Annotated in this window: 23 protein-coding genes; 13 read left to right on the plus strand and 10 right to left on the minus strand. The window is 63.0% G+C overall.

Annotation, left to right across the window (positions count from 1 at the left end; translation table 11 throughout):
- Positions 1-6 precede the first annotated feature (6 nt).
- Positions 7-930: a glycosyltransferase family A protein gene (locus RX327_RS14530; protein ID WP_317250662.1), complete on the plus strand. Its 924-nt coding sequence runs from the start codon at positions 7-9 to the stop codon at positions 928-930.
- A 65-nt stretch (positions 931-995) separates the two neighbouring features.
- Here RX327_RS14530 and RX327_RS14535 read toward each other — a convergent pair whose 3' ends face one another.
- Entirely contained in the window at positions 996-2156 is a 1161-nt protein-coding gene (locus tag RX327_RS14535) for a hypothetical protein (RefSeq protein ID WP_050387059.1), read from the minus strand.
- Positions 2157-2325: 169 nt separating this feature from the next.
- Here RX327_RS14535 and RX327_RS14540 point away from each other — a divergent pair, with 169 nt between their 5' ends.
- The gene (locus tag RX327_RS14540; RefSeq protein ID WP_028331579.1) at positions 2326-3294 is read left to right on the plus strand and encodes a hypothetical protein; all 969 of its coding nucleotides are present in this window, start codon (positions 2326-2328) and stop codon (positions 3292-3294) included.
- Positions 3295-3396: 102 nt separating this feature from the next.
- Here RX327_RS14540 and RX327_RS14545 read toward each other — a convergent pair whose 3' ends face one another.
- The 3 genes from RX327_RS14545 to rfbA form a co-directional block, all read right to left on the minus strand.
- Positions 3397-3945: a hypothetical protein gene (locus tag RX327_RS14545; protein WP_050387058.1), complete on the minus strand. Its 549-nt coding sequence runs from the start codon at positions 3943-3945 to the stop codon at positions 3397-3399.
- A gap of 271 nt (positions 3946-4216) precedes the next feature.
- A complete protein-coding gene (rfbB, locus tag RX327_RS14550; protein ID WP_028331577.1) occupies positions 4217-5284 on the minus strand; it encodes a dTDP-glucose 4,6-dehydratase in 1068 nt (355 codons plus the stop codon).
- Positions 5274-6185, minus strand: coding sequence for a glucose-1-phosphate thymidylyltransferase RfbA (gene rfbA, locus RX327_RS14555; RefSeq protein WP_018270712.1), 912 nt, complete (start codon positions 6183-6185; stop codon positions 5274-5276). Before rfbA ends, rfbB begins: the two co-directional genes overlap by 11 nt.
- A gap of 109 nt (positions 6186-6294) precedes the next feature.
- Here rfbA and rfbC point away from each other — a divergent pair, with 109 nt between their 5' ends.
- A complete protein-coding gene (gene rfbC, locus RX327_RS14560) occupies positions 6295-6849 on the plus strand; it encodes a dTDP-4-dehydrorhamnose 3,5-epimerase (RefSeq protein ID WP_050387057.1) in 555 nt (184 codons plus the stop codon).
- Positions 6849-7760 (plus strand): dTDP-4-dehydrorhamnose reductase, encoded by a 912-nt coding sequence (gene rfbD / locus RX327_RS14565; protein WP_050387056.1) that lies wholly within the window; start codon positions 6849-6851, stop codon positions 7758-7760. Before rfbC ends, rfbD begins: the two co-directional genes overlap by 1 nt.
- Before the next feature lie 131 nt (positions 7761-7891).
- Here rfbD and RX327_RS14570 read toward each other — a convergent pair whose 3' ends face one another.
- Positions 7892-9199, minus strand: coding sequence for a UDP-glucose/GDP-mannose dehydrogenase family protein (locus RX327_RS14570; RefSeq protein ID WP_317250663.1), 1308 nt, complete (start codon positions 9197-9199; stop codon positions 7892-7894).
- Between the two features lie 232 nt (positions 9200-9431).
- Here RX327_RS14570 and RX327_RS14575 point away from each other — a divergent pair, with 232 nt between their 5' ends.
- Positions 9432-11771, plus strand: a complete 2340-nt coding sequence (locus RX327_RS14575; protein WP_244482549.1) for a glycosyltransferase family 2 protein — start codon at positions 9432-9434, stop codon at positions 11769-11771.
- Here the strand turns inward: RX327_RS14575 and RX327_RS14580 are convergent.
- Complete coding sequence (locus RX327_RS14580; protein ID WP_050387054.1) at positions 11712-14267, minus strand: glycosyltransferase; 2556 nt, start codon at positions 14265-14267, stop codon at positions 11712-11714. The two genes, RX327_RS14575 and RX327_RS14580, sit on opposite strands and share 60 nt — an antisense overlap.
- Positions 14268-14292: 25 nt before the next feature.
- Positions 14293-15216 carry a hypothetical protein gene (locus tag RX327_RS14585; RefSeq protein WP_283090220.1) on the minus strand — a complete coding sequence of 308 codons (924 nt, stop codon included), beginning with the start codon at positions 15214-15216 and terminating at the stop codon, positions 14293-14295.
- 194 nt (positions 15217-15410) lie between these two features.
- On the opposite strand from RX327_RS14585, the gene RX327_RS14590 reads away from it, so the two are divergent.
- The 5 genes from RX327_RS14590 to galE all read left to right on the plus strand — a co-directional run bounded on the left by RX327_RS14590 (position 15411) and on the right by galE (position 19836).
- Positions 15411-16646 carry a glycosyltransferase family 4 protein gene (locus tag RX327_RS14590; RefSeq protein WP_050387053.1) on the plus strand — a complete coding sequence of 412 codons (1236 nt, stop codon included), beginning with the start codon at positions 15411-15413 and terminating at the stop codon, positions 16644-16646.
- A gap of 15 nt (positions 16647-16661) precedes the next feature.
- Complete coding sequence (locus tag RX327_RS14595) at positions 16662-17324, plus strand: ParA family protein (protein ID WP_028331570.1); 663 nt, start codon at positions 16662-16664, stop codon at positions 17322-17324.
- Positions 17325-17652: 328 nt separating this feature from the next.
- Positions 17653-18282, plus strand: coding sequence for a transglutaminase-like cysteine peptidase (locus RX327_RS14600; protein WP_050387052.1), 630 nt, complete (start codon positions 17653-17655; stop codon positions 18280-18282).
- Positions 18283-18440: 158 nt separating this feature from the next.
- A complete protein-coding gene (locus RX327_RS14605; protein WP_152977855.1) occupies positions 18441-18695 on the plus strand; it encodes a hypothetical protein in 255 nt (84 codons plus the stop codon).
- A 139-nt stretch (positions 18696-18834) separates the two neighbouring features.
- Positions 18835-19836 (plus strand): UDP-glucose 4-epimerase GalE, encoded by a 1002-nt coding sequence (galE, locus tag RX327_RS14610; protein WP_317250664.1) that lies wholly within the window; start codon positions 18835-18837, stop codon positions 19834-19836.
- A 93-nt stretch (positions 19837-19929) separates the two neighbouring features.
- Here the strand turns inward: galE and RX327_RS14615 are convergent, their stop codons facing one another.
- Together RX327_RS14615 and RX327_RS14620 are read right to left on the minus strand one after the other, a co-directional pair.
- Entirely contained in the window at positions 19930-20916 is a 987-nt protein-coding gene (locus tag RX327_RS14615; protein WP_050387049.1) for a UbiA family prenyltransferase, read from the minus strand.
- A 35-nt stretch (positions 20917-20951) separates the two neighbouring features.
- The gene (locus RX327_RS14620) at positions 20952-22520 is read right to left on the minus strand and encodes a hypothetical protein (RefSeq protein ID WP_050387048.1); all 1569 of its coding nucleotides are present in this window, start codon (positions 22518-22520) and stop codon (positions 20952-20954) included.
- 126 nt (positions 22521-22646) lie between these two features.
- Between RX327_RS14620 and RX327_RS14625 the strand changes: the two genes are divergently transcribed.
- Together RX327_RS14625 and RX327_RS14630 are read left to right on the plus strand one after the other, a co-directional pair.
- Positions 22647-23801 (plus strand): hypothetical protein, encoded by a 1155-nt coding sequence (locus tag RX327_RS14625; protein WP_244482547.1) that lies wholly within the window; start codon positions 22647-22649, stop codon positions 23799-23801.
- Positions 23798-24031 carry a hypothetical protein gene (locus RX327_RS14630; protein ID WP_244482546.1) on the plus strand — a complete coding sequence of 78 codons (234 nt, stop codon included), beginning with the start codon at positions 23798-23800 and terminating at the stop codon, positions 24029-24031. The genes RX327_RS14625 and RX327_RS14630 overlap by 4 nt, the downstream gene beginning before the upstream one ends.
- Before the next feature lie 18 nt (positions 24032-24049).
- Here RX327_RS14630 and RX327_RS14635 read toward each other — a convergent pair whose 3' ends face one another.
- Positions 24050-24409 carry a VanZ family protein gene (locus RX327_RS14635; RefSeq protein WP_193395270.1) on the minus strand — a complete coding sequence of 120 codons (360 nt, stop codon included), beginning with the start codon at positions 24407-24409 and terminating at the stop codon, positions 24050-24052.
- Between the two features lie 411 nt (positions 24410-24820).
- On the opposite strand from RX327_RS14635, the gene RX327_RS14640 reads away from it, so the two are divergent.
- A complete protein-coding gene (locus tag RX327_RS14640) occupies positions 24821-25483 on the plus strand; it encodes a response regulator transcription factor (RefSeq protein WP_317250665.1) in 663 nt (220 codons plus the stop codon).
- The last annotated feature ends 210 nt before the right edge of the window (positions 25484-25693 follow it).

Consider the following 25693-nt stretch of genomic DNA (forward strand, 5'->3'; position numbering starts at 1 on the left):
AGTCCTATGTTAGCCAGCGTGGTGATTGCTTGTTACAAGCACGAGGCCTATCTCGAGCATTGTCTCGAGACGGTTTTCGACCAGACCTATCCCAAACTCGAGCTGATCATCGTCGACGACAATTCGCCGGACAACAGCTTCCAGCTGGCCGAAAGGGTTCTGAAGCGGAAGTCGTTCGCAAAGCGTTTTGCATCATGCAAATTGCTCAAGAATCCCACCAACATGGGAGCGCACTTTACCTGGAATCGCGCGCTGTCCCTTGCAACGGGCGAGATGCTCTTCCTGCTCAATTCGGACGACGCCTTTTCGAAGGAGCGGGTCGAGACATTTGTCGGCCGCCATGGCGCTGAAAAGCTGTTCTTCGGCTTCTCCGCGATCGAACCCATCGACGAGAACGGGAAGTCCATCAAGAGCTTTCAGTTTCCGGCGCGTCTCAGATACGCAACGAGTCAAGCGGTAAGCTCCGATCGCCCACTGTCGTGGTCCTTCCTGGAGTCGCAGATAGCCGCCTCGACGGGAAATTTTGTGTTGAGCGCCGAACTATTGCGGCAGGCTGGGTGGTTCGCGGACCTCAAATATTGTCACGATTGGGAATTCGCGCTGCGAGCGATCACGATCGTCGAGCCGAAATACGTGGAATCCGATCAGTACATGTATCGATTGCATGCGACCAACAGCTTCCGCGGACTAAGTTCGGTGGCCGAAAGCGAAACGCGGGCTTGCATGCAAAGTTATTCGTTGCGCGCGATGACGTCCAAGCCACAGAACGGGACCTGTCTCAGTCCGCTGAACATGGGGGACGCCTTCTACAAGCTGATCAGGAATTACCCGAACTTCCGCTTCTGGATGCGGCAGCTCTACGCGCCTTATCTTGCCGAGCACAGGACCGTGGAGCTGAACCAATGGACGGTCCCGGCTGAATGGCGCTAGCACAACGCGGCTGACGCCAGATCACGGCTGAACAAGCTCACGGCGTCAGCCGCACAACATCGGAGCTAGCAAAGGTTTGGCCTTTGCGTGGATTGGGCGTCTTTCAGGACCTTGCGCAAGGCCTCCAGGCGCTCGGTCTTGCAGGGCAAGGTGGGGACAAGCCATCCGCCTTCGTCGTTTTCGTTCCAGGCATAAATCAGGATCGCAGGAGACTTCATCTCACCCGGCTGGGCAGCTCTCCATTCGATCGAGCGACGCAGATGATCCGACAGCTCCAGCCCGGTCGGCGCAATGAAGAAGTTTTCCATTCCCACGCCCGGGCGCTGCTTGGCTTCCCAGGGCACTGGGCGTTCGATGCGTGGACGGCGGTCCCAGCCGGTCATCACGGTGGGGATGACGGGAAGGCGGCTTTTGGCTAGTTCATTCCAGTCGCGCTCTGCGCCGCGCGTGAGGTCGGCATACGAACCACGGACGCTGCCGTAAACGCCGGCATAGGAGCTGACCGCATCGGCAGTTAGAAAGGCGCCCTGTTCATTGAGCAGTTTCTTGTCGCCGGTGAGCACCAGGTACGGATCTCCGTGTCCCGCGGCCTTTACCCGCGCTCTGAATTGCTCGATCTGGGCTCGAAGGTTCTCGATCCCGCCCCATCGCTTCTCAACGTCGGCAACATGTATGAAGCCGAGAAAATACAGCGGTCTTCCGCCCGCTACTTTCAGGTAGTTGCTGTCGCCCATGAGCTTGACGTGTTCGTCAATCAGCGGGCTTACCTTGTCGTGGGAGCCCCATCGAGGGAACTCGGTAAAGATGCAGTACGAGATCTCGTTCTTGATCGGGCTTTCCCTGAAGACTTTCAGAGCCCTCGACATCGGATCGGCGGAGCCGTAGGCGACAAAGGCCCAGTAGTCGATGCCTGCGAATACGGCCTGCTTGATTTCCTTGTCGATCGTTTGTTGCGTGATCTCCGGAAAGGCAACCTCACTGCGGCTCTTTCCGGTGGTTTCCTTCGCAAAGAATGGAACTCGCCAATGGTACTGCTGGGGAGAGAGCGATGTTTCAACCGCCTTGGTTGGCGTTGATCCGGGAGCATACCAGGCGTCCCACCGGAGCGCGCCCACCAGAGGCCGGTCCGTGCGCGCAGCTACCTGCTTGGCGGCGAGGGCGCGCGTAACCGTATAGCTAAGGGCTCCAGCTGAGCCCAGGGCCAGGAACAATCGTCGTGTCAGCATCTTCGAGCGCTCGCCGTTGTTTTCCCAAACATCCTGTTGATTCTCTTCAAAAACGCCCTAATGATCAACTGACAGTGCGGCTAATGATGGGCCAAACTTTTTCTGCGCGATGAGCTTAGATTGGCTAAAACCAGTCGATGTTGATTGCAACGCACAGGGACCGTGTTTGATGCAGCTGGTTGCATGGGAAAATGAATCTACGGCGATTTGCGATCGCATCCGGAGCAGCCGTGGAGCGCTCAAGATCGTCCTCAAGACCAAGGATGATCCGTTTTTCCTTGCGGATTGGGTGGACCATCACAGGAAGATCGTGGGCGACGCGAACCTGATCATTTTCGACAATGGATCTGCCGACAGCAAGGTCTTGTCGGTTTACGAAGAGCTGGGGCCGGACTTGCTGATCGCGAGCTTCGGCGGATTTCACAACAATCTGCACAATCCCAAAAACTTCGAGGAACTGTACGCCAGCCTGTCGGCTTCTTCCGATTTCCATTGCTTCCTGGATACGGACGAGTTTCTGGCGTTCTATGATGGCGAGCGCTTCACGAGCGACGCTTCGATATTGCGTCACCTGAACGACAATGAAGGTGGTGCGTTTATCCCATCGACCTGGCTGTACAACGCGCCTTCCTATCGCGACAGGATGTTGTGCGGTACCGATTTGGGCACGCTCCGCAATGGCCTCACCTGGGGCAAGCCTTTGATCCGCTCGGCTGCCGCGCCTTTCTCGGGAGAGGTGAATCACAACTGCCAGATCGCCAAGGGAAAGAAGGCGCCCGCGCCGTTGTTCGGATTTTTCCTGCTGCATATGGCGACCTTGTCGCCCGCGCAGAGGATCCGCGCCAATCTGAACAAGCTGATTGCCCGCGGATTCATGCAACGCGGGGACTCCGTCGAGAAAGTGTTGGAACGGGATATATCGCGAGCGACAGAGAACGAGAAGCTGTACGTGACCGAGATCAAGCGGATGCTCTCTCTTCGGGAAGACCGCGGTCCCGAGACGGCTCCCTTGGGAACGGGGTCGATGCGAATTGACCAGTCGGGCAAAGTTGAATTTGCGTCGCCCGCCGAGGAGCGCGTCTTTGCCGAGTTCGCTGCATCCTTCGACGCGCTATGCGCGCAAACGCTGCCTTCCTGAGGTTGGATCCGGCTGCTTTGTCGGGGCATTGCCGCCCTGAACGCTCAGGCGGCAAGCCATGGTGCAACGTCGCCTTCGACGTCGGTCGGGAGAGCTCGCCGGTTAGGACGGCTCTCCGCTGAACGACTGCAATATGGCTTCGGCAGCATCTCTTTTCGCAAGCGGCATGAAGAACGACATGTCGCCGGCCGTCGCAATTTCGCGAGCGATCTCCCTTACGCAGTGATAGGCGGGGCGAGAGCTGAAGTCGTGCATGCCGATGATTGCAGTCGGGCTGCAGTGCAGGACGATCTGGGCGAAGCATGCGACCCTGAAACGACCGTCGACGAGATACAGGTCAGCATCGGCGCTTTGCGGCGTTTTCCAGATGGTCGAGTGATAGTCCGGCCAACGCGGCTTTGTTGACGGGTCAACCGGGAAACCCCAATCGCCGGTCCGTCCGATGTCGATGAACGTCAAATGAGGTTTCGTACGAGCCGAGGCGCAAGCACGATCGACCTGATCCAGCCAGTCCTGTGAGGAATCGATGGACAGTATCGAGTTCGTGACATGCTTTGATGCGATGACCGTACTTCCGCCGGTTCCGAATTCGACGTAATCGCGGCTATTTCTCACAAACGACAAGAACAGTTCCGCTTCTTCCCGCGACATTCTTGGTAGCAATTGAGGTCTCCTCCATGTTGCAGCCCCTGGGACAATTTCTCCTCACCGGGGGCGTTGGACGTGTCTGATGCCAGCACGTCCTTGCATCTTCAGGCCGCGTTGCAGTTCATCAACGCCAACTCATCGACGCCAAGTCATGATCGCCGAGGCCTGCATCCCTGCACCCGATCGGCCGGACATATTCCGGCCGAGAGATGTTCCGCAAGTCCCACGATGGTCGGCGCTGTCACCGTCGCTGATGATCCGCCGTGATCGGCGACTACTGGTTCAGGCCGACGCGCTCCACCTTGTAGCCGCCCTCCAGGATGGCGCGCCACCAGGGTTGCTCGTCGACATACCAGCGCACGGTCTTGGCGATGCCGGTCTCGAAATTCTCCTCGGCGCGCCAGCCGAGCTCGGTCTCGAGCTTGGTGGCGTCGATGGCGTAGCGGCGGTCGTGGCCGGGGCGGTCGGCGACGAAATTGATCAGCCGGCGGCGCGGGCCTGCCGCGGCCGGCACGACCTCGTCGAGCAGGTCGCAGATGCTCTCGACCACGTGCAGGTTGGTGCGCTCGTTGCGGCCGCCGACATTGTAGGTCTCGCCGACCTCGCCGCGCTCCAGCACCAGCGTCAGCGCCTTGGCGTGATCCTCGACGAACAGCCAGTCGCGAATGTTCTTGCCGTCGCCATAGACCGGCAGCGGCTCGCCGGCGAGCCCCTTGATGATCATGTGCGGGATCAGCTTTTCCGGGAAGTGATAGGGGCCGTAATTGTTGGAGCAGTTGGTCACCAGGGTCGGCAGCTCGTAGGTCTCACGCCAGGCCCGCACCAAATGATCGGACGACGCCTTGCTGGCCGAATAGGGCGAGTTCGGCGCATACGCCGTGGTCTCGGTGAACAGCCCTTCGTCGCCGAGCGAACCGAACACCTCGTCGGTCGAGATATGCAGGAAGCGGAAGCGGTCGCGCTTCTCGGGCGAGAGCGAACGCCAGTGGCGCAGCGTCTCCTGCAGGATCGTGAAGGTGCCGACGATGTTGGTCTGGATGAATTCGCCGGGGCCGTCGATCGAGCGGTCGACATGGCTTTCCGCGGCAAGGTTCATCACCGCATCGGGCTGATATTTCTCGAACAGCCGACGCAGGTTCTGCGCCTCGCAGATGCATGCCTTCTCGAAAGTGTAGTTCAGGCTTTCGGCGGCGCGGGGCAGCGAGGCCAGGTTTGCCGCATAGGTCAGCTTGTCGATATTGACGACGCGGGCGTGGGTGTCTCGCAGCAGGTGGCGGACCACGGCGGAGCCGATGAAGCCGGCGCCGCCGGTGACGAAGATCGTCGATCCCTTAAACCGCATGTTTGAATACCTCCGCCGCGCGCGGCTCGCCGTGGAATGAGCGGTAGACCGACAGCAGGTACTCGCCGTAGCTGCTCTTGGCGGTCTTCTGTGCGACCCTCGCGAAGGCTTCGAGCGAGATGTAGCCCTGGCGCAGCGCGATCTCCTCGGGGCAGGCGATGCGCAGGCCCTGACGCTGCTCCAGGATCTGGACGAAATGGCTGGCTTCGACCAGCGAGGAATGGGTGCCGGTGTCGAGCCAGGCAAAGCCGCGGCCGAGCACCTCGACATAGAGGTCGCCGCGTTCGAGATAGGCCTTGTTGACGTCGGTGATCTCGATCTCGCCGCGCGGCGATGGCCTGATGCCCGCCGCGATGTCGACCACATCATTGTCATAGAAGTAGAGGCCGGTGACCGCGACGTTGGATTTCGGCCGCTTCGGCTTCTCTTCGATCGACAATGCCCGGCCGGTGCCGTCCAGCTCGATCACGCCGTACTGTTCAGGCGCGTTCACGACGTAGCCGAACACGGTGGCGCCTTTCTTGCGGATCGAGGCGGACGACAGCATGCTCGGCAGGCCGTGGCCGTAGAAAATGTTATCCCCTAACACAAGGGCAACAGAGTCATCACCGATGAAGTCGCGTCCGACGATGAAGGCGTCGGCAAGGCCCCGCGGGGTCTCCTGCGTGGCATAGGCGAACCGAACACCCATCTCGCTGCCATCGCCGAGCAAGCGCTGGAACAGCGGCTTGTCCTGCGGCGTGGAAATGATCAGGATATCGCGGATTCCGCCCAGCATCAGCGTCGACAGCGGATAGTAGATCATCGGCTTGTCGAACACGGGCAGCAGTTGCTTGGAGACGACTGTCGTCACCGGATAGAGGCGCGAGCCGGTGCCACCGGCAAGGATAATGCCTTTCATGGTCCCTCACAATTTGACTATCAGAACATAACATATAGCGTGCGCTGCACAAGTTTGTTATGAGATGGAAATTAACATTTCAAGCGCGTCAAACTGGAACAAATGTTAGATGAACGTCATCAAGACCGAGCTTCCTGAAGTCCTGATCGTCGAGCCGAAGCTGTTCGGCGACCAGCGCGGCTTCTTCCTCGAGACCTACCAGTCTCCGCGTTATGTCGAGCACGGCATCACGCGTCCGTTCGTGCAAGACAACATGTCCCGCTCGGCCTATGGCGTGCTGCGCGGGCTGCATCTGCAAAACCCGGTCACCCAGGGCAAGCTCGTCTCCGTGCTGCGCGGCAAGGTGCTGGACGTTGCCGTCGACGTGCGCGTCGGCAGTCCGAATTTCGGCAAGCATGTCGCGGTCGAATTGAGCGAGGAGAACCGCCGACAATTATGGGTGCCGCGCGGCTTCGCCCACGGCTTCGTGGTGCTCTCGGAGACCGCCGACTTCTTCTACAAATGCGATGATTTCTACAGCCCCAAGGACGAGCTCTCGATCCGGTGGGATGATCCCGCGATCGGGATCAAATGGGGCGTCGACAAGCCACAGCTGTCGGCCAAGGATGCGGACGCGCCGCTCCTCGCCGACGCCAGCAACCTTCCGACCTATGGACAAATCTGATGCGGATCTTGTTGACGGGAACACGCGGCCAGGTTGGCAGTGCGCTCAAGCCTTTGCTGGAAAGCCACGGCACGATCATCGCGCCACCCACCGCGGAGTTCGATCTGTCGAAGCCGGAGATGCTGACGAGCCAACTTGAGAGTTTGAAGCCCGATCTCATCATCAATCCGGCGGCCTATACCGCCGTCGATCGCGCCGAGGACGAACGCGAGCTGGCGTTCCTGGTCAACGCGAAGGGACCTGAAGCGATCGCCAAATGGGCTGCGGCGAACGGCGTGCCGCTGGTGCATTTCTCCACGGACTACGTCTTCAATGGTTCGGGCGACAGGCCGTGGCGCGAGGACAGCCCGACCGAACCGCTGTCGGTCTACGGCGCCAGCAAGCTTGCCGGCGATGTCGCGATCCAGGCGGCAGGCGGGGCGCATCTGATCGCGCGCACCTCATGGGTTTATGCCGCAAAGGGCACGAATTTCCTGCGCACCATCGCGCGGCTCGCGGGCGAGCGTAAGGAGCTGCGGATCGTGGCCGATCAGATCGGTGCGCCGACCACGGCATCAGCGATCGCCGGTGCGGTCGCCGGCATCGTCCTGCCGAACCTCACCACGTTGCACGATCAGCTCGTGCGCCGGGGAGGTGTCGTCAATCTCGTCTGCGCCGGCGAAACCAGCTGGCATGGCTTCGCAACCGCCATTGTCGGCGGGCTGAGGTCTCGCGGCGTCACGCTGGCGGTCGAGAACATCGCTCCGATCGCAGCGGCCGATTTTCCGACCAAGGCGGTGCGTCCGGGCAATTCGCGGCTGGATCTGTCGCGGCTGAAGGCGCAGTTCGGCGTGGCGATGCCGACCTGGCAGGAAGCGCTGGCGCGCGAACTGGATGCATTTGTCCAGCTTGGCGCGCCCGCCCACGCTTAAGGCGGCTTCGGAAGCGGATGCCGGTGCGCGTGCAGAAAACGCGTCAGACAAGAAGAGAGCCTTGGTCCTGATTTGATCAGAACCAAGGCTCCAGGATCCGGCCGGCGGCTATCGCCGCCGGGCGCGAGCGCTCAACGCGGCCGACCGATGCTGTCGTAGGTGAAGCCGTGTGCGGCCATCTCGTCCGGACGGTAGATGTTGCGCAGGTCGACGACGACCGGATGCTTCATCTCCTGCTTGATGCGCTTGAGATCGAGCGCGCGGAACTGGCGCCACTCGGTCACGATGACAAGCGCATCGGCCTGGCGCGCGCATTCATAGGCATCCTTGCAGTACTCGATTTCGGGCAATTCCTTGCGCGCCTGCTCCATGCCGATGGGATCGTAGGCTCGAACCTTGGCGCCGAAGTCGATCAGGCCGTTGATCAGCGGGATCGAGGGCGCCTCGCGCATGTCGTCCGTATCGGGCTTGAAGGTCAGGCCGAGCACGCCGATGGTCTTGCCGCGCAGCTCGCCGCCGAGCACGTTGGCGACCTTGCGCGCCATCGCGCGCTTGCGGTTGTCGTTCGCGGTCAGCGTGGCCTCGACGATTTTCAGCTGGACGTCGTGGTCGAGCGCGGTCTTGAACAGCGCACGGGTGTCCTTCGGGAAGCAAGAGCCGCCGAAGCCTGGGCCTGCATGCAGGAATTTTGTGCCGATGCGGTTGTCCAGGCCAATGCCGCGCGCGACCTCCTGGACATTGGCGCCGGCTTTTTCCGAGAGATCGGCGATCTCGTTGATGAAGGTGATCTTGGTCGCCAGGAACGCGTTGGCGGCGTATTTGATCATTTCAGCCGTGCGTCGCGCGGTATAGAGGATCGGCGCCTGGTTCAGGTAGAGCGGGCGATAGACTTCGCCCATCACCCTCTTGGCCCGATCGTCCTCGGTGCCGACGACGATGCGGTCGGGATGGCGAAAATCCTGGATCGCCGCGCCCTCGCGCAGGAACTCGGGGTTCGAGGCGACCACGACGTCGGCCGCGGGGTTCGTCTCGCGGATGATGCGCTCAACCTCGTCGCCGGTGCCGACCGGCACGGTCGACTTCGTCACCACGACGGTGAACTTCTTGAGCGCCGCGCCGATCTCCTTGGCGGCAGCGTAGACGTAGGACAGGTCGGCGTGGCCATCGCCGCGGCGCGAGGGTGTGCCGACCGCGATGAACACGGCATCAGCATCCGCGACCGCGCCCGCGAGCTCCGTCGTGAAGGTCAGCCGTCCGGCCGCGGCGTTGGTCTCGACGAGCTTATCGAGGTCAGTTTCGTAGATCGGGATCTTGCCGCGCTTCAGGGCTTCGATCTTGCCGGCGTCCTTGTCGACGCAAACGACCTGGTGGCCGAAATCGGCAAAACACGCTCCGGATACGAGACCTACATATCCCGTTCCAACCATTGCAATCTTCATGAATCCGCTCGTCGATCAGTGTGGAGAGGAGGAGTTAGCACTAGCACAATTGGCGCCGATAACGCCAAGTTTTATAGCGGATAGTTTGTGTTGGAGGTCGGCGGCTTTTTGTGCAAACGGTGATCGCCTCGGTGCAGCTGAGCGCCCGCTGGTCACCTCGGGCGCACCATGGACACATTCTCAACTTGAAATCGACCGACAATCGAGCTGCCGTTTGAGGGTGGACATGAGCATGAAGACGATTGGCAAGCAGAAGCCCTCAGGAGCTGAATACGCGTCGTTGCAAACGCAGTTCTCCAGATCCGATCGCACGACGTTTTCCGGGTTTGTCTATGATCGCGCCGATCTCGGCCGACGCTACACCGTCGACCTGCTCGTCGACGGCGAGCCATACATGTCATCATTGTGTGACGAGTTCGTAACAGAGCTTGCCGACGCCGGGATCGGTGACGCTCGATTTGGCTTTACCTTCAACGTGCAGGATCAGGTCAGCGCGAACGCCGGGATCATTGAGGCAAGGCTGGCAAATATCGGCACTCCCGTCGGTGCTCCAATTCGCTGCGATGTCGCTGCGCCGGAAGCGCGATGGCACCGGATCGGTGATATCGAGTGGGTCGGAGGTCTGCGCTTCGAAGGCTGGCTTGCTCAGGACATCGACGAGGACATCGAAATCCTGATCGCGCAACGTCCGGTGATGACCGTGAAGCCGACCGGGTGGACCAACGTTGCGCGGGGCGGCGAGTTCGGCGTCGGCCGCCGGATCGATTTTCATCTGCCCGAGCATTTTGCGGACGGTCGCATGCGTGGACTATCCGCGCGGACGATTTCGGGACGGAGCCTGATCTCGGAGCCGATTTCCTTCGTCGCTTTCGATCGCGGATTGGAGCAGACGCTCGCGGATCTCGGGCGCTGGGAGAGCGAGCGGCTTCGTGGAGAGCTGTTCGACCGGGTGCTGCCGGCCTCGCTGCCGTTTCACGCCTATCGCGGCTGGAAAGAGCGCTTCTCGCCGACGACGCAATCCGAACAGTCTGATGTTGCATCCGAGGCGGCAGTCGTCCTGATCGGCGATGTCAGGGTGGACGAGAGCATCGAAAGCCTCGAAGCCCAACAGCACTCCGCCTGGTCGGCGGTGTCCCTGCCGGCGCGGGCGTTCAGTCAATTCGATCCAAAAGCAGCGCGCGAGTTTGTCGAGGGCGATGCCGCCGGCGGCGCGTTCTTTGTGTTTTGTCTGAGCGGAACGATCCTCACGCACGACGCCTTGCAGCGCTTCGCCGATCTATTCGCGTCCGAACCCGGCTGCGATCTCGTCTATGGCGACGTCGAAGTTGCTGCGGGCGCCGGCGCTGTCTGGCCGCTGGCGTTTTCGGCGTTCGATCTCGAGCGCGCGCTCGAGCAGGGCTATGGGGCGTATTGTTTTGCGGTGCGCCGGGAACGTGCCCTGGAAGCGCTGCGATCGGCGACGTCGCTCTACGACATCTTCCTCTGCTGCGCGGAGCCGGATCGAACCTATCATCTTCCGGGATCGGTTGCGGCATTGCCGCGGATCGATGCAGCGGCCGCCACCGCCGAACTGGTCGCCGCAAGCAAGGCGTATTTTGCCAGGGCCGGCATCGAGGCCAATGTCGAGCCGCGAAAAGCGGGTCTTCTTCCAGCCGCTCGGGTCAAGCGCGCCGTCGATTGGAACGAGCGCACCACCATCATCATCCCGACCAGAAATCACGCCGAGCTGCTCAAGCGATGCATCGAGACCGTCATGCCAGCGGCAAATGAGACGAACGCCCGGATCCTCGTCGTCGACAACAGCTCGACCGAGCCGGAAACGCTGGACTATCTGGAGAGCCTCTCGCAGGAAATCGACGTCATCTCGGTCGAGGGGCCCTTCAACTTCGCATTCATCAACAACGCCGCCGTCGCTTGCGTCGATACCGAGAACATCTGCTTTCTCAACAATGACGTCGAGGCGCTCGACGACAGCTGGCTGGCGGAGATGCTGTGGCGGCTCGCCGCTCCCGATGTCGGAGCCGTCGGTGCAAAGCTGCTCTGGCCGAGCAGCGTCGTGCAGCACGGTGGAGTGGTGCTGGGGGCCAATTTCTCGGCCGCGCACGCCTTCAACGACCGGATGGATGGTGATCCCGGCTATGGCGATCTGCTTCAGGTGGCGCACGAATGCTCGGCGGTGACGGGCGCGTGCCTCTTGATGCGCAAGCGCGATTTCGTGGCCGTCGGCGGCATGGACGAGATCCGCTTTCCGATCACCTTCAACGATATCGATTTGTGCCTGAAGCTGCGCCAGCTCGGAAAGCGGATCGTGTTCACGCCGGACGCGAAACTCGTTCATCTGGAGTCGGCAAGCCGCGGTCGCGATTCCGCGCCGGATCGCAGGGCACGCTTCAGGCGCGAGTTGTCGATCCTGCGCGCGAAATGGGGAGATGTGCTGCTCGACGATCCCTATTACAGCCCGCTGCTGGGGCTGGATTCGACGCCGTTCTCCTCGCTCGCATGGCCGCCGCGATCATGGAAGCCGCGTGCCAACCTGCCGCCGGTGTCGACCGCTCCTCCGATCGGGTTGTAGCAGGACGTCCTCGACCGCCCAGTCGCGTACGGCAGCAATCGTTGCATCGGCATCAAAGCCTGGCTGCAGCTTCAGGTCCGTGCTGCGGCCACGCCCCGGAGGCGTCGGGCTCCATTCCGTCGCGGCGATCGGCAGCCCGGTTGCCAGTAGCGCTTCCACCAATGGATGACCAAATGCTGGTTCGCCGATGTCGAGAACCAATTTCGTGATGCCGTGACCTTCGATGAGCGTGGCGACGTCGTCGACGGCAATATCGCCGGTGACGATCACATTCGTGCGCTGCATCAGCTTGAGATCGTCGAGCGTACTCCCCAGCACGACGATCTCGATGTCTTCGTCGGCGTCGGCCAGTTGATCGCTCAACGCTCGTATGAAGCGAAATTCCGCGGCGCTGGTGTGCAGGACCAGCAGGCCGAGACGCGCGGGGCCGCTCACCTCGGGATACAGCGCCGGCGGCACGGGCGGGTCGCTCAGCCTCACGACTTGCAGGCCGAGAACGGCTTCCGAAAAGGCTGCGCCGTCGTCATCGATCGCAGTCACGCGCCGCGCTTCGGCGACCAGGCTTGTCCAGTCCGGATGAACGCCCGATCCGACCGCCGCGCGCATTGCAAGCGCGGTGTCGGTGATCAGGAGGTCGTAGGCAAAGTGTTGCGTGAGCTGCGCCAGACATGCGCCGGGAATGCGGTTCGGCTCCGCAATCTCGAGCGACCGGATTCCGAGATCGGCGAGAAACCTCAGAAGAGCTTCGCGATCCTCAGGCGTCGCAACGTCGAGTGCGATCGACTGCGGCGCTCCGCCATCCGGATCAAACACCGTAGCCAGCTGGCGTTGTCCCTCGGAGCGGATCTGCACGACCAGACCGTGCTGATCCTCTGCAGTCAGCTGCCGGCAGCGCCTGATGGCGATTGCGCGGCCGGCCGACGAGCCGCAGAGGATGACAGATGGGCCGGCGGCGACCTGCTGGCTCGCGAGCAGCTTGAGCTCAAGTGCCGCGCGGCAATCGCGGAGTGGATCGGCAAGCAGGAATGCGGCGCAGTCCGTCGCATAGCGCCGGTAACGGTGTTCGAGAACGCGAAGATTTCGCATCACGAGCGAACGCTTCTCGCCCAGAAACGAGCGCGAGCCCTCGTGTCCGACAAAGACCGAAGGAATGCAGACGTTGCGGAAGCCGGCCTCCGCCGCGCGCAGGCAGAAGTCGACGTCTTCGAGATAGCCGCGATAGAAGTCGTCGGAGAGCTCGCGCACGGCGTCGAGGCATTCGCGGGTAATGTAGAGGCAGAACCCGATGCCGTTGGGGATGTCGATCGCAATCCCGGAATTGGCTCTGCCTGCAAGTTCGCCCAGCAATTCGATTTCGCCGGCCGCGGGCAGGGGATTTGACCGGTTCGGGATTGGAAAACTGGTGTATTCGCCGTTGTTCGACAGCGGGGTCGCCGTGCCCACCCTCGGCGTCGATTGCACCGCGCTGCGCAGGCGTTGCAGCGCGTATTTCGGCACGATCGTGTCCGAGTTCAGCAGCACGACGTCGCCGGCGCCGGTCTCGCCGAGCGCGCGGTTGACCGCACCGACAAAGCCGAGATTGTGCTCGTTGGTCAGGAGCCGGATGCGGAATTCGGCGGCGAGCTCGTTGAGCAGGCGCTTGATGTCGGGCTCGGGCGACGCATCGTCCACGACGACGATGGTCGAGCCCGGCGTGCAGGCGAGCGCATTCAACGCGCTGTCGATGCAGGCTCGCGTTGCGGCGAGATCCCCATATACCGGGATGATGATGGTGAGCGGAGAAGGTTCGCCGTTTCGAAGGCGAGCCGGCCGGCGTGGTGCGGCCCGGTGATCCGGAACGCGGTTGGCCGGGAGTTGAACACTTGCGATCACCCGGTCCGCCTGCGTGATCTGCAGGCGCTGCGAGGTCGCGGACGCGGGCCGGATCAGACGGAAGCTCGCAGCCTGTCGCCCGTCACGCGCGAATCTGTGGCGTGGATCGGCGGGAAGCTGGATCGTGCTGGATTGATCCGCCTGCGCCAGCGAAAGGTGCGGGTCGCCCGGCCCGCGCCACGTCACCCATCCCTTCACCTCTTCGTCCAGAAAGTCGATGCGGGCGCAGCTGTCCTGGCCGCTCTGTTCGAGCAGCAGCAGGGCGGCCCTGACCGAATCCGGATCGTCGTCACGCCGCGTGACGCTTCGCGCCGCCTCGATCTGCTGAAGGTCGTCGCCCCAAGCCATCATTCGCCGGGCAGCGACCAGATCGTCCGGCTCGAGCTCGAGCGCCCTCGCGACGCCGGCGATGGCCGCATCCCTGAGGTCGAGATGAAACAGCGCTTCCGCGCGCAGCAGATGGGCGCGGGCGCCCGGATGCGGCAGGATCCGGCAGCGGCGGTCGGCGAGCGCGAACGCCAGGCGGAAATCACGCGCCTCGAGCGCCCCGACAGCGGCCCGCTCGAGATCGACGTGGTGGAGCGTTTTGGACGTAAAGGCGATCCTGCGCGCGTCGGCGGTCAAGTGGCGCCCTTATCTGCCCGCATGGTCAGCCTGCCGTCTTGACGGCGCCCTGCCGGCTCCGGAACACGCGCACCCGTCCCTCGAGGCGGGGTCCGTCCTGGTGCGGCATCGGAGTGGCGGGTTCGACCCGCCTCGGCTGCTGGGGCGCGAGAGGGGCCGCCTGCACCCGGCGCTCCTCGAGATTGAGCTTGAGGCCCACCAGCGGTTCCCGTCCGGAAGGACCCGACACCACAATACGGTTCCCGGTGACCCGCAGGGTCGGAGCTCCCAGGAAGATGGTTTCAGCCGCGATGGCGTAGCGATCCGCGCCGGGACCCGAGGCCTCCAGCGAGAACCCCGTGATGGCCAATGCGCGTCCCCGGGTTCCGGCAAAGGTTCCGAGAGGAACGAACTGGTTGTCGCCCCGCTGCGGCCTGGCGAACTTGACGGCGTATTGCAGGTGGAGATCGTGCGGCTTGTTGGGCCATTCGAGGGAAATTCCCTCGATCCGGGCCGGCGCGGACGGTCCGGCAATCCAGACATTCGAGCCGACGGTCACGTCGCCCAGACCCGCGACATGCGCGAGCAGCTTGAGGTCGCTCAACTTGCCGGGTCCAGCCTCCGGCTCGAACATGTCGAATGGCTGGCCGGCCGGCTGCTCAGCCGGCTGTCCCTGGGTCAGCGGCTCGATCTTGATATTGGCGGCGGTCGACCCGCCGACGCGCCCCGCCGTGACCTCGACGATCAGGCGGCTCGGTCGGGCGACCGACACGACCAGCGCGGTCTCGGGCGCGAACAGGGTTCCATTGACCACGTCCGGTCCGGTAATGATATTACAATTGTTAAGACTGGCGCGATCCGCGTATACGCGCACCACCGGAGGTGACACCTTATCATCTGCGCCATTGTATCGAACCAGGAAGAGACCCCGTGCCAGATCAATGGTTTTCTGCTGAATCTGTTCGTTCATTGTCGCCTGCGAGCCTAACGGAATGGATTGATAAGTCTCCCGCAGTGTGCCCCAAAAATCTGTGTGATAGAAGGGGGCTTAATGTTAATCCGGTAAGATAGTTTTGCCCGCCAATCGATGACATACCGCCGGTGATGATGCAGACCCTGACCCCAATCGAAGACCGCGCGGCCGGGGGGCGCGCTCGCCCGCCAATGAACGTCCTGTTCGTCCACAATAACTTTCCGGCCCAGTACCGCCACATTGCGCGTGCGCTCGCAGAGCAGCCCGGCAACAGGGTTGTTGCGGTCGGTTCATCGACCGCGAGCACGACGCCGGATATCCGGCTGCTCAAATATTCGACGACCAAGACGGATTCCGCGGTCGTCCATCCGTTTGCCCGGCGCTTCGATGTCGAATCGCGGCGTGCCGAAGAGGTTCTGTACGCGCTGTCGTCGCTGTCGGGGCAGGGCTTCGTGCCCGACCTAATCTTCGCGCATCCCGGTTGGGGCGAGACGCTGCCGCTGCGCACGATGTTTCCGCGCGCGCGGATCATCCTCTATTGCGAATTCTACTACGGTGCCGAGGGCAGGGACGTCGGCTTCGATCCCGAATTTCCCATGACCGGCCTTGATGGCAATGTCGCGCTCCATCTGAAGAATGCGACCACGCTGCTGGCGCTCACGGAATGCGACACGGGCGTCTCGCCGACGCCATGGCAGAGGTCGACCTTTCCCGCCGAGTTTCAGAGCAAGATCGAGGTGATCCACGAGGGCGTCGACACCGACGAGGTGAAGCCCAACCCGGTCGCGCGGTTTCAGCTTCCGAACGGTGCGACGCTGTCGGCGGACGACGAAGTGATCACCTACGTCTCGCGCAACCTCGAGCCGGTGCGCGGATTCCATATCTTCATGCGGTCCCTGCCGAGGATCCTCGCCGCGCGGCCGAATGCGCAGGTTGTGATCGTCGGCGGCAGCGGGACATCCTACGGCGCGAACCCACCCAAGGGTTCGAGCTGGAAGTCGATGTTCCTCGACGAGATCAAGTCGGACATCGACCTTCGCCGGCTGCATTTCCTCGGCCGGATTCCTCGGAAACCGTATCTCGAACTGCTGCAGATTTCCTCGGTGCACGTCTATCTGACCTATCCCTTCGTGCTGTCCTGGTCGCTGCTGGAGGCGATGAGCGCGGGATGTGCGGTGGTGGCATCCGACACCGCCCCGCTTCGCGATATCATCTCGGACGGCAACGGCCTGCTGGTGCCGTTTTTTGATATTGATGCGCTGTCGGATCAGGTAGTCTCGGTGCTGTCACGGCCCAAGGCCTTCAAGAAGATGCGGATGAAGGCGCGCAGCTTCGTGCGGGACAATTACGACGCAAAGCGGGTCTGTCTGCCGCGGATGCTGACGCTCGTTGATGAAGGTGTCCTCCCGCGCACGCACGGGGGATAACGCCAGGAGTTTGCGATGCCGCTTGTCATCTCGGTTGCCCAGCGCAAGGGCGGGGTCGGAAAGACGACCCTTGCGGTCTTGCTGGCCGCAGAACTGGATCGGCGCACGGGCGTGGTGGGACTGGTCGACGCCGACTCGCAGGCGTCCGCGTGTCACTGGGCCGAGCCCGGCAATCTGTCGTTCCCCGTCTACCAGCTTGATCCGGAAACCCGGCCGGTCGCCGAATGGGCCAAGCTGATGCGCCAGATCCCGCATCAGATCATCGTGGTGGACTCCGCGCCGAACGATCGGGTGCTGGGCGCCGTGCTCGCGGTCGCAAATATCGTGCTGATGCCGTGCACGCCGTCCGGCCTTGACATCGAGGCCACCGCGCGGACGCTCGACATCGTGCGGGAGGTGCGTGCCACGCGGCGAACGGCGCTCCGTGCCATGATCGTGCCGAACCGCGTCGACCAGCGCACGCTCGAAGGCCAGCAACTGATCGAGGAACTGGATACGCTCGACGAAGAGATCGGGCCGATGATCGGCAGCCGCTCGGCCTATGTTCGCGCCGTCGCCTTGGGGCAATCGGTCGCCGATTTCGCCGGCGGCACCCCCGCGGATCTCGAGATCAAGATGCTCGCCGATCTCGTCATGAGCTGGTGCGGGATCGCGCCCAGGCAACGGGTGACGATTTAACAGAGCGCGCCGGCCGCTTCACGTCAGGCTAACCATGCCGGCATGGAAGCAAGCAGTTCCACGCTGCAACAGCCCTTGATTTGATGACGGCGTCTGATGGCGGCATCCGCGGAAACCGGGGAAAGAGCCAAAAAGCACAACAACGCTGCGATCTGTTGATCTTCGCGCGTTATCATTTGACAGCCTAGAGCTGGTCGGCGCGGGAACCTGCCCTGGTTAACAAATTGCGTACGCGCACCCTCGCATTTGAAGCAAATGCCGCCGCGCGCTTGAGCCCAAGCTCAAGACATTTCCCGTACATGCTTCCCGTCACTGTGGGGAGTGAAGAATGTACAACGTCAAGAGAGTGATGGCTCTGGTTCTGGCCGTCCTTGCGCTCGGGACAAGCGCACAGAACACCCAGGCTGGAATGGTCGGCTTCCCGCTGCCGCTGCGCGGCGTGATCGAGAAGATCCGCTTCAGCGAGCCGACGCTGGCGCCGATGGCCTATACCATGTTCTGCATGCGCTATGCCGACGAGTGCAAGCCGAAAACCCGCGCCCGGATGGTGTTCCGCGGCGGCGCCACACGCCTGACCAAGCAGCGCATCGCCGACCTGATCGAGGTCAACGCGTCGGTCAATCGCAGCATCGCGCCGCAGCGCAACGAGCGCGGCCTTGCCGGCGAGGAATGGTTGATCAATCCGGCGCGCGGCGATTGCAACGACTACGCGGTCAGCAAGCGCCACGAACTGCTGGCGCGCGGCTGGCCGATGCGCGACCTTCTGCTGAGCGAGGTCGTGACCTCCTCCGGCGAGCATCATCTCGTGCTGGTGGTCCGCGCCAAGGGTGGAGACATCGTGCTCGACAATCTGAATGCGCAGATCCGCAGCTGGTCGCAGGCGCGTTATCGTTGGGTCAGGATGCAGACCCCGGCGAACCCCGACCACTGGGCCGGCGTTGTGCAGGCCGGCGCCTGAATTTCTGAACGAGCCCCATCGATCGAACGTGGCGCGGCGAGACATTTCGCCGCGCCATTTTTCGCATCAGCGACGATCGTCAGCGCGCTGCGACGACATTACCGGAACGATTGGAGGCATCGACGGTTGATCCCGGTCCAACCTATCGAGGCATCGACATGAAGCTGGCCGGCCTTGTCACAACAGCGGCGCTGGTCGTCGCCACCGCCCCGGCGCTTGCACAGGGCACCGGACAGACCACGCAGGGCGCAACGCGCTATTCGATCGATGGACCGGGCGGTGGTGTTCCGACATCGCGGCCGCAGGCGACCCGGCCGGTCCCGCCGGCAACACCGGCTTACCCTTACGGGAGACCGTCGCGGCACGGGCCGCCGGTCGGGCAACGGACCAACGTGCCGCTCGGGTCGCGCTAACCGTCGCTTCGGCTGCAAATCCGTTCGGTCTTAACGCTATTCCTATCGTCATTTTGCCGCCTCGGACGGAATGTCGTACCCATGCGGCCGTTGCGTCAGTTGAGACGCAGGATTTGTCGCGCGAGGACGACAGTTTCAAATGGCGAGCAGGGGTTCGATCCTCATCACGGGCGGCGCGGGATATATCGGATCCCATTGCGCCAAGGCGGTTGCCGAGGCCGGGTTTCTGCCGGTCGTCTACGACAATTTGTCCACCGGTCACCGTGATTTCGTGCGATGGGGGCCGCTCGTGATCGGCGACGTCGCCGACCACGACAAGATCGCCGCCACTATCGGCGAGCACAAAGCGCTTGCGGTGATGCATTTCGCTGCGTTCAGTGCGGTCGGCGAGTCCGTGGCGGATCCGCAGAAGTACTTCAGCAATAACGTTGCCGGCACGCTCGGCCTGCTGCGCGGCATGCGTGAGGCGGGCTGCGACCGCCTGGTTTTTTCCAGCACCGGCGCGGTCTATGGCAACGCCGGCCGCGATCCAATTCCCGAGAGTGCCGCAGGTCCGACCGTCAATCCCTACGGCCGCTCCAAATTCATGATCGAGCAGATCCTGGCCGACTATCGCGCGGCCTATCGGTTCAACTCGGTCTGCCTGCGCTATTTCAATGCCTGCGGCGCCGACGCCTCCGTCACCATCGGCGAACTTCGCGATCCCGAGACGCATTTGATTCCGCGCGCGCTGATGGCGCTGCTGGGGCACGTGCCGGACTTTGCGATCTTCGGCGAAGATTATGACACGCCTGATGGCACCGCGGTGCGCGACTACATTCATGTCGACGATCTCGCGAGCGCCCATATCGCGGCGCTCGAGCTGCTGCTGAGGGGTGACGCCGGCGGCGTGTTCAATCTCGGCACCGGCACCGGCTATTCGGTGCGCCAGGTGCTCGATGCGATCCGCGCCGAGACCGGTGAAGCGGTGCCGAGCGTCGTGCGCGAGCGCCGGGCCGGCGATCCGCCGATCCTGGTGGCCGATCCCTCCAGGTCGGAGCGCGGCCTCGGCTTCAAGGCCAGCCGGTCCGATCTCGGCTACATCATTCGCTCGGCCTGGGCCTGGCATCAGAAGGCGCATCCGCGCCGGCGTAGAGCATGATCCGGAAAAGTGCGCAGCGGTTTTCCCTCGCGACAAACGCGGAACGCGTTTGCGCGGAGATCATGCTCAAATATCGATCAAGCCGCGAGAGGCTCAATTCAATGTGATGTAGTGCTGTTCGGCCAATCGCGCGAGGAACGGCATGTCGACAAGGCTTGCTACCAGGAAGACGGCAACCAGCGCCAGCACGAGCAGCATCAGGCCGCGCTCGCCATAGAGCTTCTCGGGTTTCTGCGCCGACGAACCCGGCGACGTCGACATCGAGAAGTAGGTGGTGAACAGCATCACCACCAGCGGCATCGCGAGGACATACTCGATGCGGTACTTCACCAGGAACACCGAGAGGAAGAACACCGAGAACAGCGAATAGCTGAGGCACGAGGCCGTCAGCGACACTTCGGTATAGTGCGCGAAGCTCGCGCGGTAGCGCGCCAGCAGCTCCCTGCCGTGGGACGCGGCAATCTCGCGATATTCGGACAGCCGCTTGGCCGCCATCAGGAACGCGCCGCCAAACCAGTAGCACAGGATCACCGAGCCCGGCGGCAACGAGGTCGGGTCGATCATCGCCCAGCCGATCAACAGCCGCAGCGGATTGTTGACGGATTCCGAGATGACGTCGAAATAGGCCTTGTCCTTGCTGCGGAGCGGCGGGACATTGTAGACGACGCCCTGCAGGGCGAAGATGCCGGTTGCGAACAGCATCAGGCGGCTGCTCGCAGATGCGCAGGCGAGACCGAGCGCAACCAGCAGCAGCCACTCTAGCCCGATGATCTTGCCGTCCATCGCGCTCTGCACCGCGGAGCGCTGCGATTTGGTCGGGTGATGCCGGTCGAAGTCGCGGTCGAACCATTCATTGATCACATAATTGGCCGACGCGATGCAGATCGCGGCCACGAGGCCGAGGACGATCGCGCTTGCGATATGCTCGCCTCTCGGGCCGCGCAACAGCCAGGCGAGGACAATCCCGGGAACGATGAAGATGTGCTTGGTGCTGTGATCGAGCCGCAGGATGGCAAGATACTGCCGGATGCTTGCGGCCGGCGGCTTGCCGGCTTCGACCTTGCTGTCCATCAGCGCCATCGCGCGGTCCTTTTTTGTCGTTGTTGATCGATCGCCTAGTTGAGGAGGTAGACGTCGAAACTCTCGTCGGTCTTGGCGGGGCCGAAGCGGCGGAGCATCGTGGTCGCTTCGCGGAAATCGCGGATCTGCGCCGCTGAGGCACGGAACGTCCGCCAGTCCTTGCCTTCGTCGTAGATCCGGTCGGGCGTGATGTCGTCGAGCCGGTAGGCCAGCAGGATGATGACGGGCGCGCGGGTCGTGTCGCGAAGCTCGCGGGCGAGGCGCAGGGTCTCGCCGAGATCGCTGTCCATCCTGCCCTTGCGCGAGAAGATCACGACGCTGCCGAATTTGTGGTCGCGCGCCAGATAAGTCCGGTTCTTGACGTAGTAGGGCAGCGCCTCGACCAGCCATTCCGGCTCGCCGAGGATCAGTGCATTGGTGAGATCGGCGCGCGAGGCGATCAGGCGGCCGAGATCGGCGCTGCGGCTCGCAACCATGCCGGTCACCGCGTTGCGCAAATCGTTGATGCCGGCGGCGGTCTGGATCGCGAGCACCAGCAGGAGCGACACGCGTCCGATCGCCGGCAAGCGCCGGTCGAGCCACGCCCGAGAGCCGGTTGGCGCGGTGACCCGGCTCCAGCCGATCCAGTAAAGCGCGATCAGGAAGCTGAGCCAGACCGCGGCATGTCGGTAGGCACCGTTGGCGGCGACGGCGAAGAACAACGACGTCAGCAACACGGCGGCGATGGCGGCGAGGAAGGCCGGTCGCCGCGGCAAGAGCCCGAGCGTCGCGCCGAACAGCAGCACCGATCCCGCGACCCCCGGCAGCAGATTGGCAAACAGCGCGCCCAGCGACGTCGCGCCGGGGTTCACCAGGGACAGGATTGCCGCCGCCAGCGGTGACTCGTGCGACCAGTCCCGGGCCGCGGCGTCATTATAGGTCGGCAGCATCGTCACGGCGCAGATCACGACGCCTGACGTCGCGATGATGGCATTGATCGCGAAATTGGTGAGAGGCGGCGACCAGCGCCAGCCATCGGTCTCGAGCAGGTCGAGCAGCCAGAACAGCAGGAATGCGCCGGCCATGATCGCGCCGACGACGTTGGTGTTGGCGAGCAGGAATAGCAGCGCACCGAGCAGCAAACCACGGTCGCGGTGGGCCCGATAGCAGGCCGCGATCGCGAACAGGAACAGGGCCGAGATGCCGTAGTTCCTGGCCATCACGACATACTCAAATAACAGCGCATGGCCCGTGATCAGCAGCAGGACCAACGGTCGTGGGAATGGTGACCGGAAGATCAGCAGTGCGACCGTGATGACCCCGACCACGAAGGCGACGGCGGGCAGCACCTCGACCCGATCGAACACGGCATGCGCGCCGCGCAGCAGAAGGTACCAAAGGGCAGGGTGGCCCTCGCCATGCAACCCTCTCAGCATGGCGACCGGATCGTCGCCGTTCAGGGCAATGGTGAGCGCGCGGACCTCGTCGCGCCACATCACGTGACGGCCGATCTGGAAGCCGACCGGCGCGATCCATCCCGCGAGGAGCAGAACGTCCGGCCAGGATCGGCGGTCCCGCTTGGGCGCGAACAACCACTGGTCCATGATGTGCAGAGAACGGGTCAAAGAATCCTGCTGCTGCTCGGATCGGGACGGTCAAACCGTGGCGTCATCTGCCGGCTTGGTGGTTTGTGTTAACAGTAAAATCCACATAGAATGTTGTAACATTATGGGCAAGCCAGACTAACATTTATGACGCCGACGCCGGCCCAGAGAACGCTCAGGGACATCGGTCCTGCACACCCCGAGGTGGAGTTCGCGCTGGTGCTGGCGCGAACCATCGATTCCGTGAGCGCCGACCCGCAGCAGCTGCGCAGCGCGGTCTACGAGCTCGCGCGGCAGAAGCTGCAGCAACTCGCGCACGAGGATCCGACGGAAAAGCACCGTCTGATGCAGGCGCTGGAAGTGGCGATCGAAGGCGTCGAAGCGCACACCAAGAGCAATGTGATCGAGAAATTCGCGGTGCCGCCGGCGCGGGCGCTGCCCGCATTCCTCGAGGCGGCGGGCGCTGCGCGGCGGATCGAGGCACCGCCGCGGATCGATGCCGAGGCGGCATTTGTCACGACCCTCGATCGCGTCGAGCCTGCGGTGGCGCGCGGTCCGCGATGGTCGTCGTCGGCGCCACTTCGTTACGTTGTCATGCTGGCGTTCTTCGGGCTGATCGCGGCCGTTGTCCTGCTGCAGCAACGCGGCGTGTCATTGGCCGCGGCCCGCGCAATGATTGCCGGCACGCTGGCATCGGCGCCGCCTGAAACCCAAAGGCCGGCGGTGGTCGCGGCCGTCCCGGCGCCGGTCGCTGCGGCCGAGCCGCCGGCGCCAAGACGGCCATTGCCGACCGCGTATGGCGTCTACGCCGAGAGCGGCGGCAAGCTCTACGAGCTGCAGCTGATCCAGGGTCGTGCGCCGGATCCGCGGGTGGCGATCTCGGCGGCGATCACCAGGCCGAGCGAGACCACGCTGCCGGACGGACATCTCCGCTTCATCGTGTTCCGGCGCGAGGGTGCCGGCGGCGCCTCCGACCTGATCGATGTGCGTCTGATCGCGCATGTGAGCCAGCAGACCACGTTCGACGCGACCGGCAAGCCGGTGGTCTCGCCGGGCGACGATACCTGGGTGATCCGCAACATCTCGATCCCGTTCCGCGCGGCGCCGCTCAAGGACGATCCGCAGATGTTCGAGGTCCTGCCGCGCGACGACGCGCCGCTGCCGCCGGGACGTTACGCGTTGATCCTGAAGGCGCAGGCCTACGATTTCACGGTCGAGGGCGCGGTCACCGACAAGCGGCATTGCCTGCAGCGGCTGGCGGCTGCGAACGGCGTGTTCTACTCGGAATGCGAGAAACCGTGAGCGGGGTGTCCGTCCGGTTCAGTGTCGTGCTGGCGCTCCTGCTGGCATCGCGTGCCGCCGTCGCCGCACCGGCCGCCGAGACCGCAAAGCGCTGCCTGCGCGCGGCCTACATGGTCTACCCCTACAAGCGACCGGGGGCCGTGCCGATGAATGGCGATCGGCTGCATTTCTTTCAGCAATGCATGGCGCAAGACGACACGAAGTCGGCGGAAGCGCCGAAGCGCGATTGAGCGCAATGCGCCGGCCGCTCAGTTCGCGGACTGTTCCACGTCCGACCTCAGCCGGCCGAGCTGGTAGCGCAGCGCGACCAGCATGAAGCGACCGACGCCGATGCCGACGAGACCTCCCGCCACCTTGACGATCGCGTCGATCAGGCGGCCGTGACGGTCCGGTGTCAGGAATTGCATTGCTTCGAGCGTGAACGCGCTGAAGATGACAAGGAGCACGATCAGCGCAGTGCGCCGCGGGTAGCCCAGCACGAAGGCCAGCGCCATCACGGCGAAAGCAGCGAAATGCTCGATCTGCGGATGGAATAGCGAGGGACGGTCCTGGATCGGGGACAGTGTCACGAAGGCGATCAACGCAAGCGCAAGCCAGCCCGCAATCACGCCGAACCTCCGTATCTTTGAAACAAGCAACGCGTTCTTCCCGGTCCATGTGCGCTGGGCGCGCCGCGGTTGAATTAGCGCATCGCCGGTGTCAGCGACATGGAAATGGTCGTCGAAGGTTAACTTGCCGGTCGACTGCAAATGACCCGACATGTTGCTCGTGCTCTGTCCGCTTGAAGGTTGCCAGCAACAATTGCTTTCAAGTGTGGGTATTTAAATACCTAAGACTGAAACCCAATCTCACTTCGCGCGCATCTCATGGAGGGAACCAGGGGTGCTTGCGCGGGTTCCCGGGATGGTGCACCTGACGAAAAAAATAAGCGGCGCCTTGCGGGTCCATTCATAAGCCGTTCACGGCCGGAAGCCTCATTTGGTGCCGGAATGTCGTAATGCTCACTCTCGGAGGCCAAAGTGCGTCTGCTCGTCGTTGAGGATGACCCGGATCTGAACCGCCAGCTCACCACCGCACTGACGGACGCCGGCTATGTGGTCGATCGCGCGTTCGACGGCGAGGAGGGGCATTTCCTTGGCGACAGCGAGCCTTATGATGCGGTCGTGCTGGATATCGGGTTGCCGAAGAAGGACGGCATCTCGGTGCTGGAGGCCTGGCGCCGCAACGGCCGCACCATGCCGGTCCTGATCCTCACCGCACGCGACCGCTGGAGCGACAAGGTGCAGGGCTTCGATGCCGGCGCCGACGACTATGTCGCCAAGCCGTTCCACCTTGAAGAGGTGCTGGCGCGCATTCGCGCCCTGCTGCGCCGCTCGACCGGCCATGCACAGGTCGAACTGAACTGCGGGCCGGTAGCGCTCAATACCCGCACCAAGCGGGTCACCGTCAACGGCAATCCGATCAAGCTGACCTCGCACGAGTACAATCTGCTCGACTATCTGATGCACCATTCGGGGCGGGTGGTCTCGCGCACCGAGCTGGTCGAGCATCTCTACGACCAGGATTTTGACCGCGACTCCAACACCATCGAGGTCTTTGTCGGCCGTATTCGCAAGAAGCTCGACGTCGACATCATCCAGACGGTCCGCGGCCTCGGCTACATGCTGTCGCCGCCGACCTAAACCATTTTCGAGCGAAGTGGACGCCGGTTCGTTCGCGTGAAGAAAGCGCGGACCAAACAACAGGATAAGAGCATGTCCTATTCAATCGGATCATGCTCTTAAGGTGCTTGATCGCGATGCGGGCATTGGCATGATCCGCGCCAGGAGGACTGGATTCGCCATGTCTGAACTCGCCTTGTCGCGGCCCGCTGACGCGATGTTCGAGCTCGT

This window comes from Bradyrhizobium sp. BEA-2-5 (genome assembly GCF_032918025.1).
GTDB lineage: Bacteria > Pseudomonadota > Alphaproteobacteria > Rhizobiales > Xanthobacteraceae > Bradyrhizobium > Bradyrhizobium pachyrhizi.

What these genes read in the sequence shown, in the direction of transcription:
- RX327_RS14530 (WP_317250662.1), top strand. Translation starts at nt 7, where the DNA reads ATGTTAGCCAGCGTGGTGATTGCTTGTTACAAGCACGAGGCCTATCTC.
- RX327_RS14535 (WP_050387059.1), bottom strand. Translation starts at nt 2,156, where the DNA reads ATGCTGACACGACGATTGTTCCTGGCCCTGGGCTCAGCTGGAGCCCTT.
- RX327_RS14540 (WP_028331579.1), top strand. Translation starts at nt 2,326, where the DNA reads ATGCAGCTGGTTGCATGGGAAAATGAATCTACGGCGATTTGCGATCGC.
- RX327_RS14545 (WP_050387058.1), bottom strand. Translation starts at nt 3,945, where the DNA reads ATGTCGCGGGAAGAAGCGGAACTGTTCTTGTCGTTTGTGAGAAATAGC.
- rfbB (WP_028331577.1), bottom strand. Translation starts at nt 5,284, where the DNA reads ATGCGGTTTAAGGGATCGACGATCTTCGTCACCGGCGGCGCCGGCTTC.
- rfbA (WP_018270712.1), bottom strand. Translation starts at nt 6,185, where the DNA reads ATGAAAGGCATTATCCTTGCCGGTGGCACCGGCTCGCGCCTCTATCCG.
- rfbC (WP_050387057.1), top strand. Translation starts at nt 6,295, where the DNA reads ATGAACGTCATCAAGACCGAGCTTCCTGAAGTCCTGATCGTCGAGCCG.
- rfbD (WP_050387056.1), top strand. Translation starts at nt 6,849, where the DNA reads ATGCGGATCTTGTTGACGGGAACACGCGGCCAGGTTGGCAGTGCGCTC.
- RX327_RS14570 (WP_317250663.1), bottom strand. Translation starts at nt 9,199, where the DNA reads ATGAAGATTGCAATGGTTGGAACGGGATATGTAGGTCTCGTATCCGGA.
- RX327_RS14575 (WP_244482549.1), top strand. Translation starts at nt 9,432, where the DNA reads ATGAAGACGATTGGCAAGCAGAAGCCCTCAGGAGCTGAATACGCGTCG.
- RX327_RS14585 (WP_283090220.1), bottom strand. Translation starts at nt 15,216, where the DNA reads ATGAACGAACAGATTCAGCAGAAAACCATTGATCTGGCACGGGGTCTC.
- RX327_RS14590 (WP_050387053.1), top strand. Translation starts at nt 15,411, where the DNA reads ATGAACGTCCTGTTCGTCCACAATAACTTTCCGGCCCAGTACCGCCAC.
- RX327_RS14595 (WP_028331570.1), top strand. Translation starts at nt 16,662, where the DNA reads ATGCCGCTTGTCATCTCGGTTGCCCAGCGCAAGGGCGGGGTCGGAAAG.
- RX327_RS14600 (WP_050387052.1), top strand. Translation starts at nt 17,653, where the DNA reads ATGTACAACGTCAAGAGAGTGATGGCTCTGGTTCTGGCCGTCCTTGCG.
- RX327_RS14605 (WP_152977855.1), top strand. Translation starts at nt 18,441, where the DNA reads ATGAAGCTGGCCGGCCTTGTCACAACAGCGGCGCTGGTCGTCGCCACC.
- galE (WP_317250664.1), top strand. Translation starts at nt 18,835, where the DNA reads ATGGCGAGCAGGGGTTCGATCCTCATCACGGGCGGCGCGGGATATATC.
- RX327_RS14615 (WP_050387049.1), bottom strand. Translation starts at nt 20,916, where the DNA reads ATGGCGCTGATGGACAGCAAGGTCGAAGCCGGCAAGCCGCCGGCCGCA.
- RX327_RS14625 (WP_244482547.1), top strand. Translation starts at nt 22,647, where the DNA reads ATGACGCCGACGCCGGCCCAGAGAACGCTCAGGGACATCGGTCCTGCA.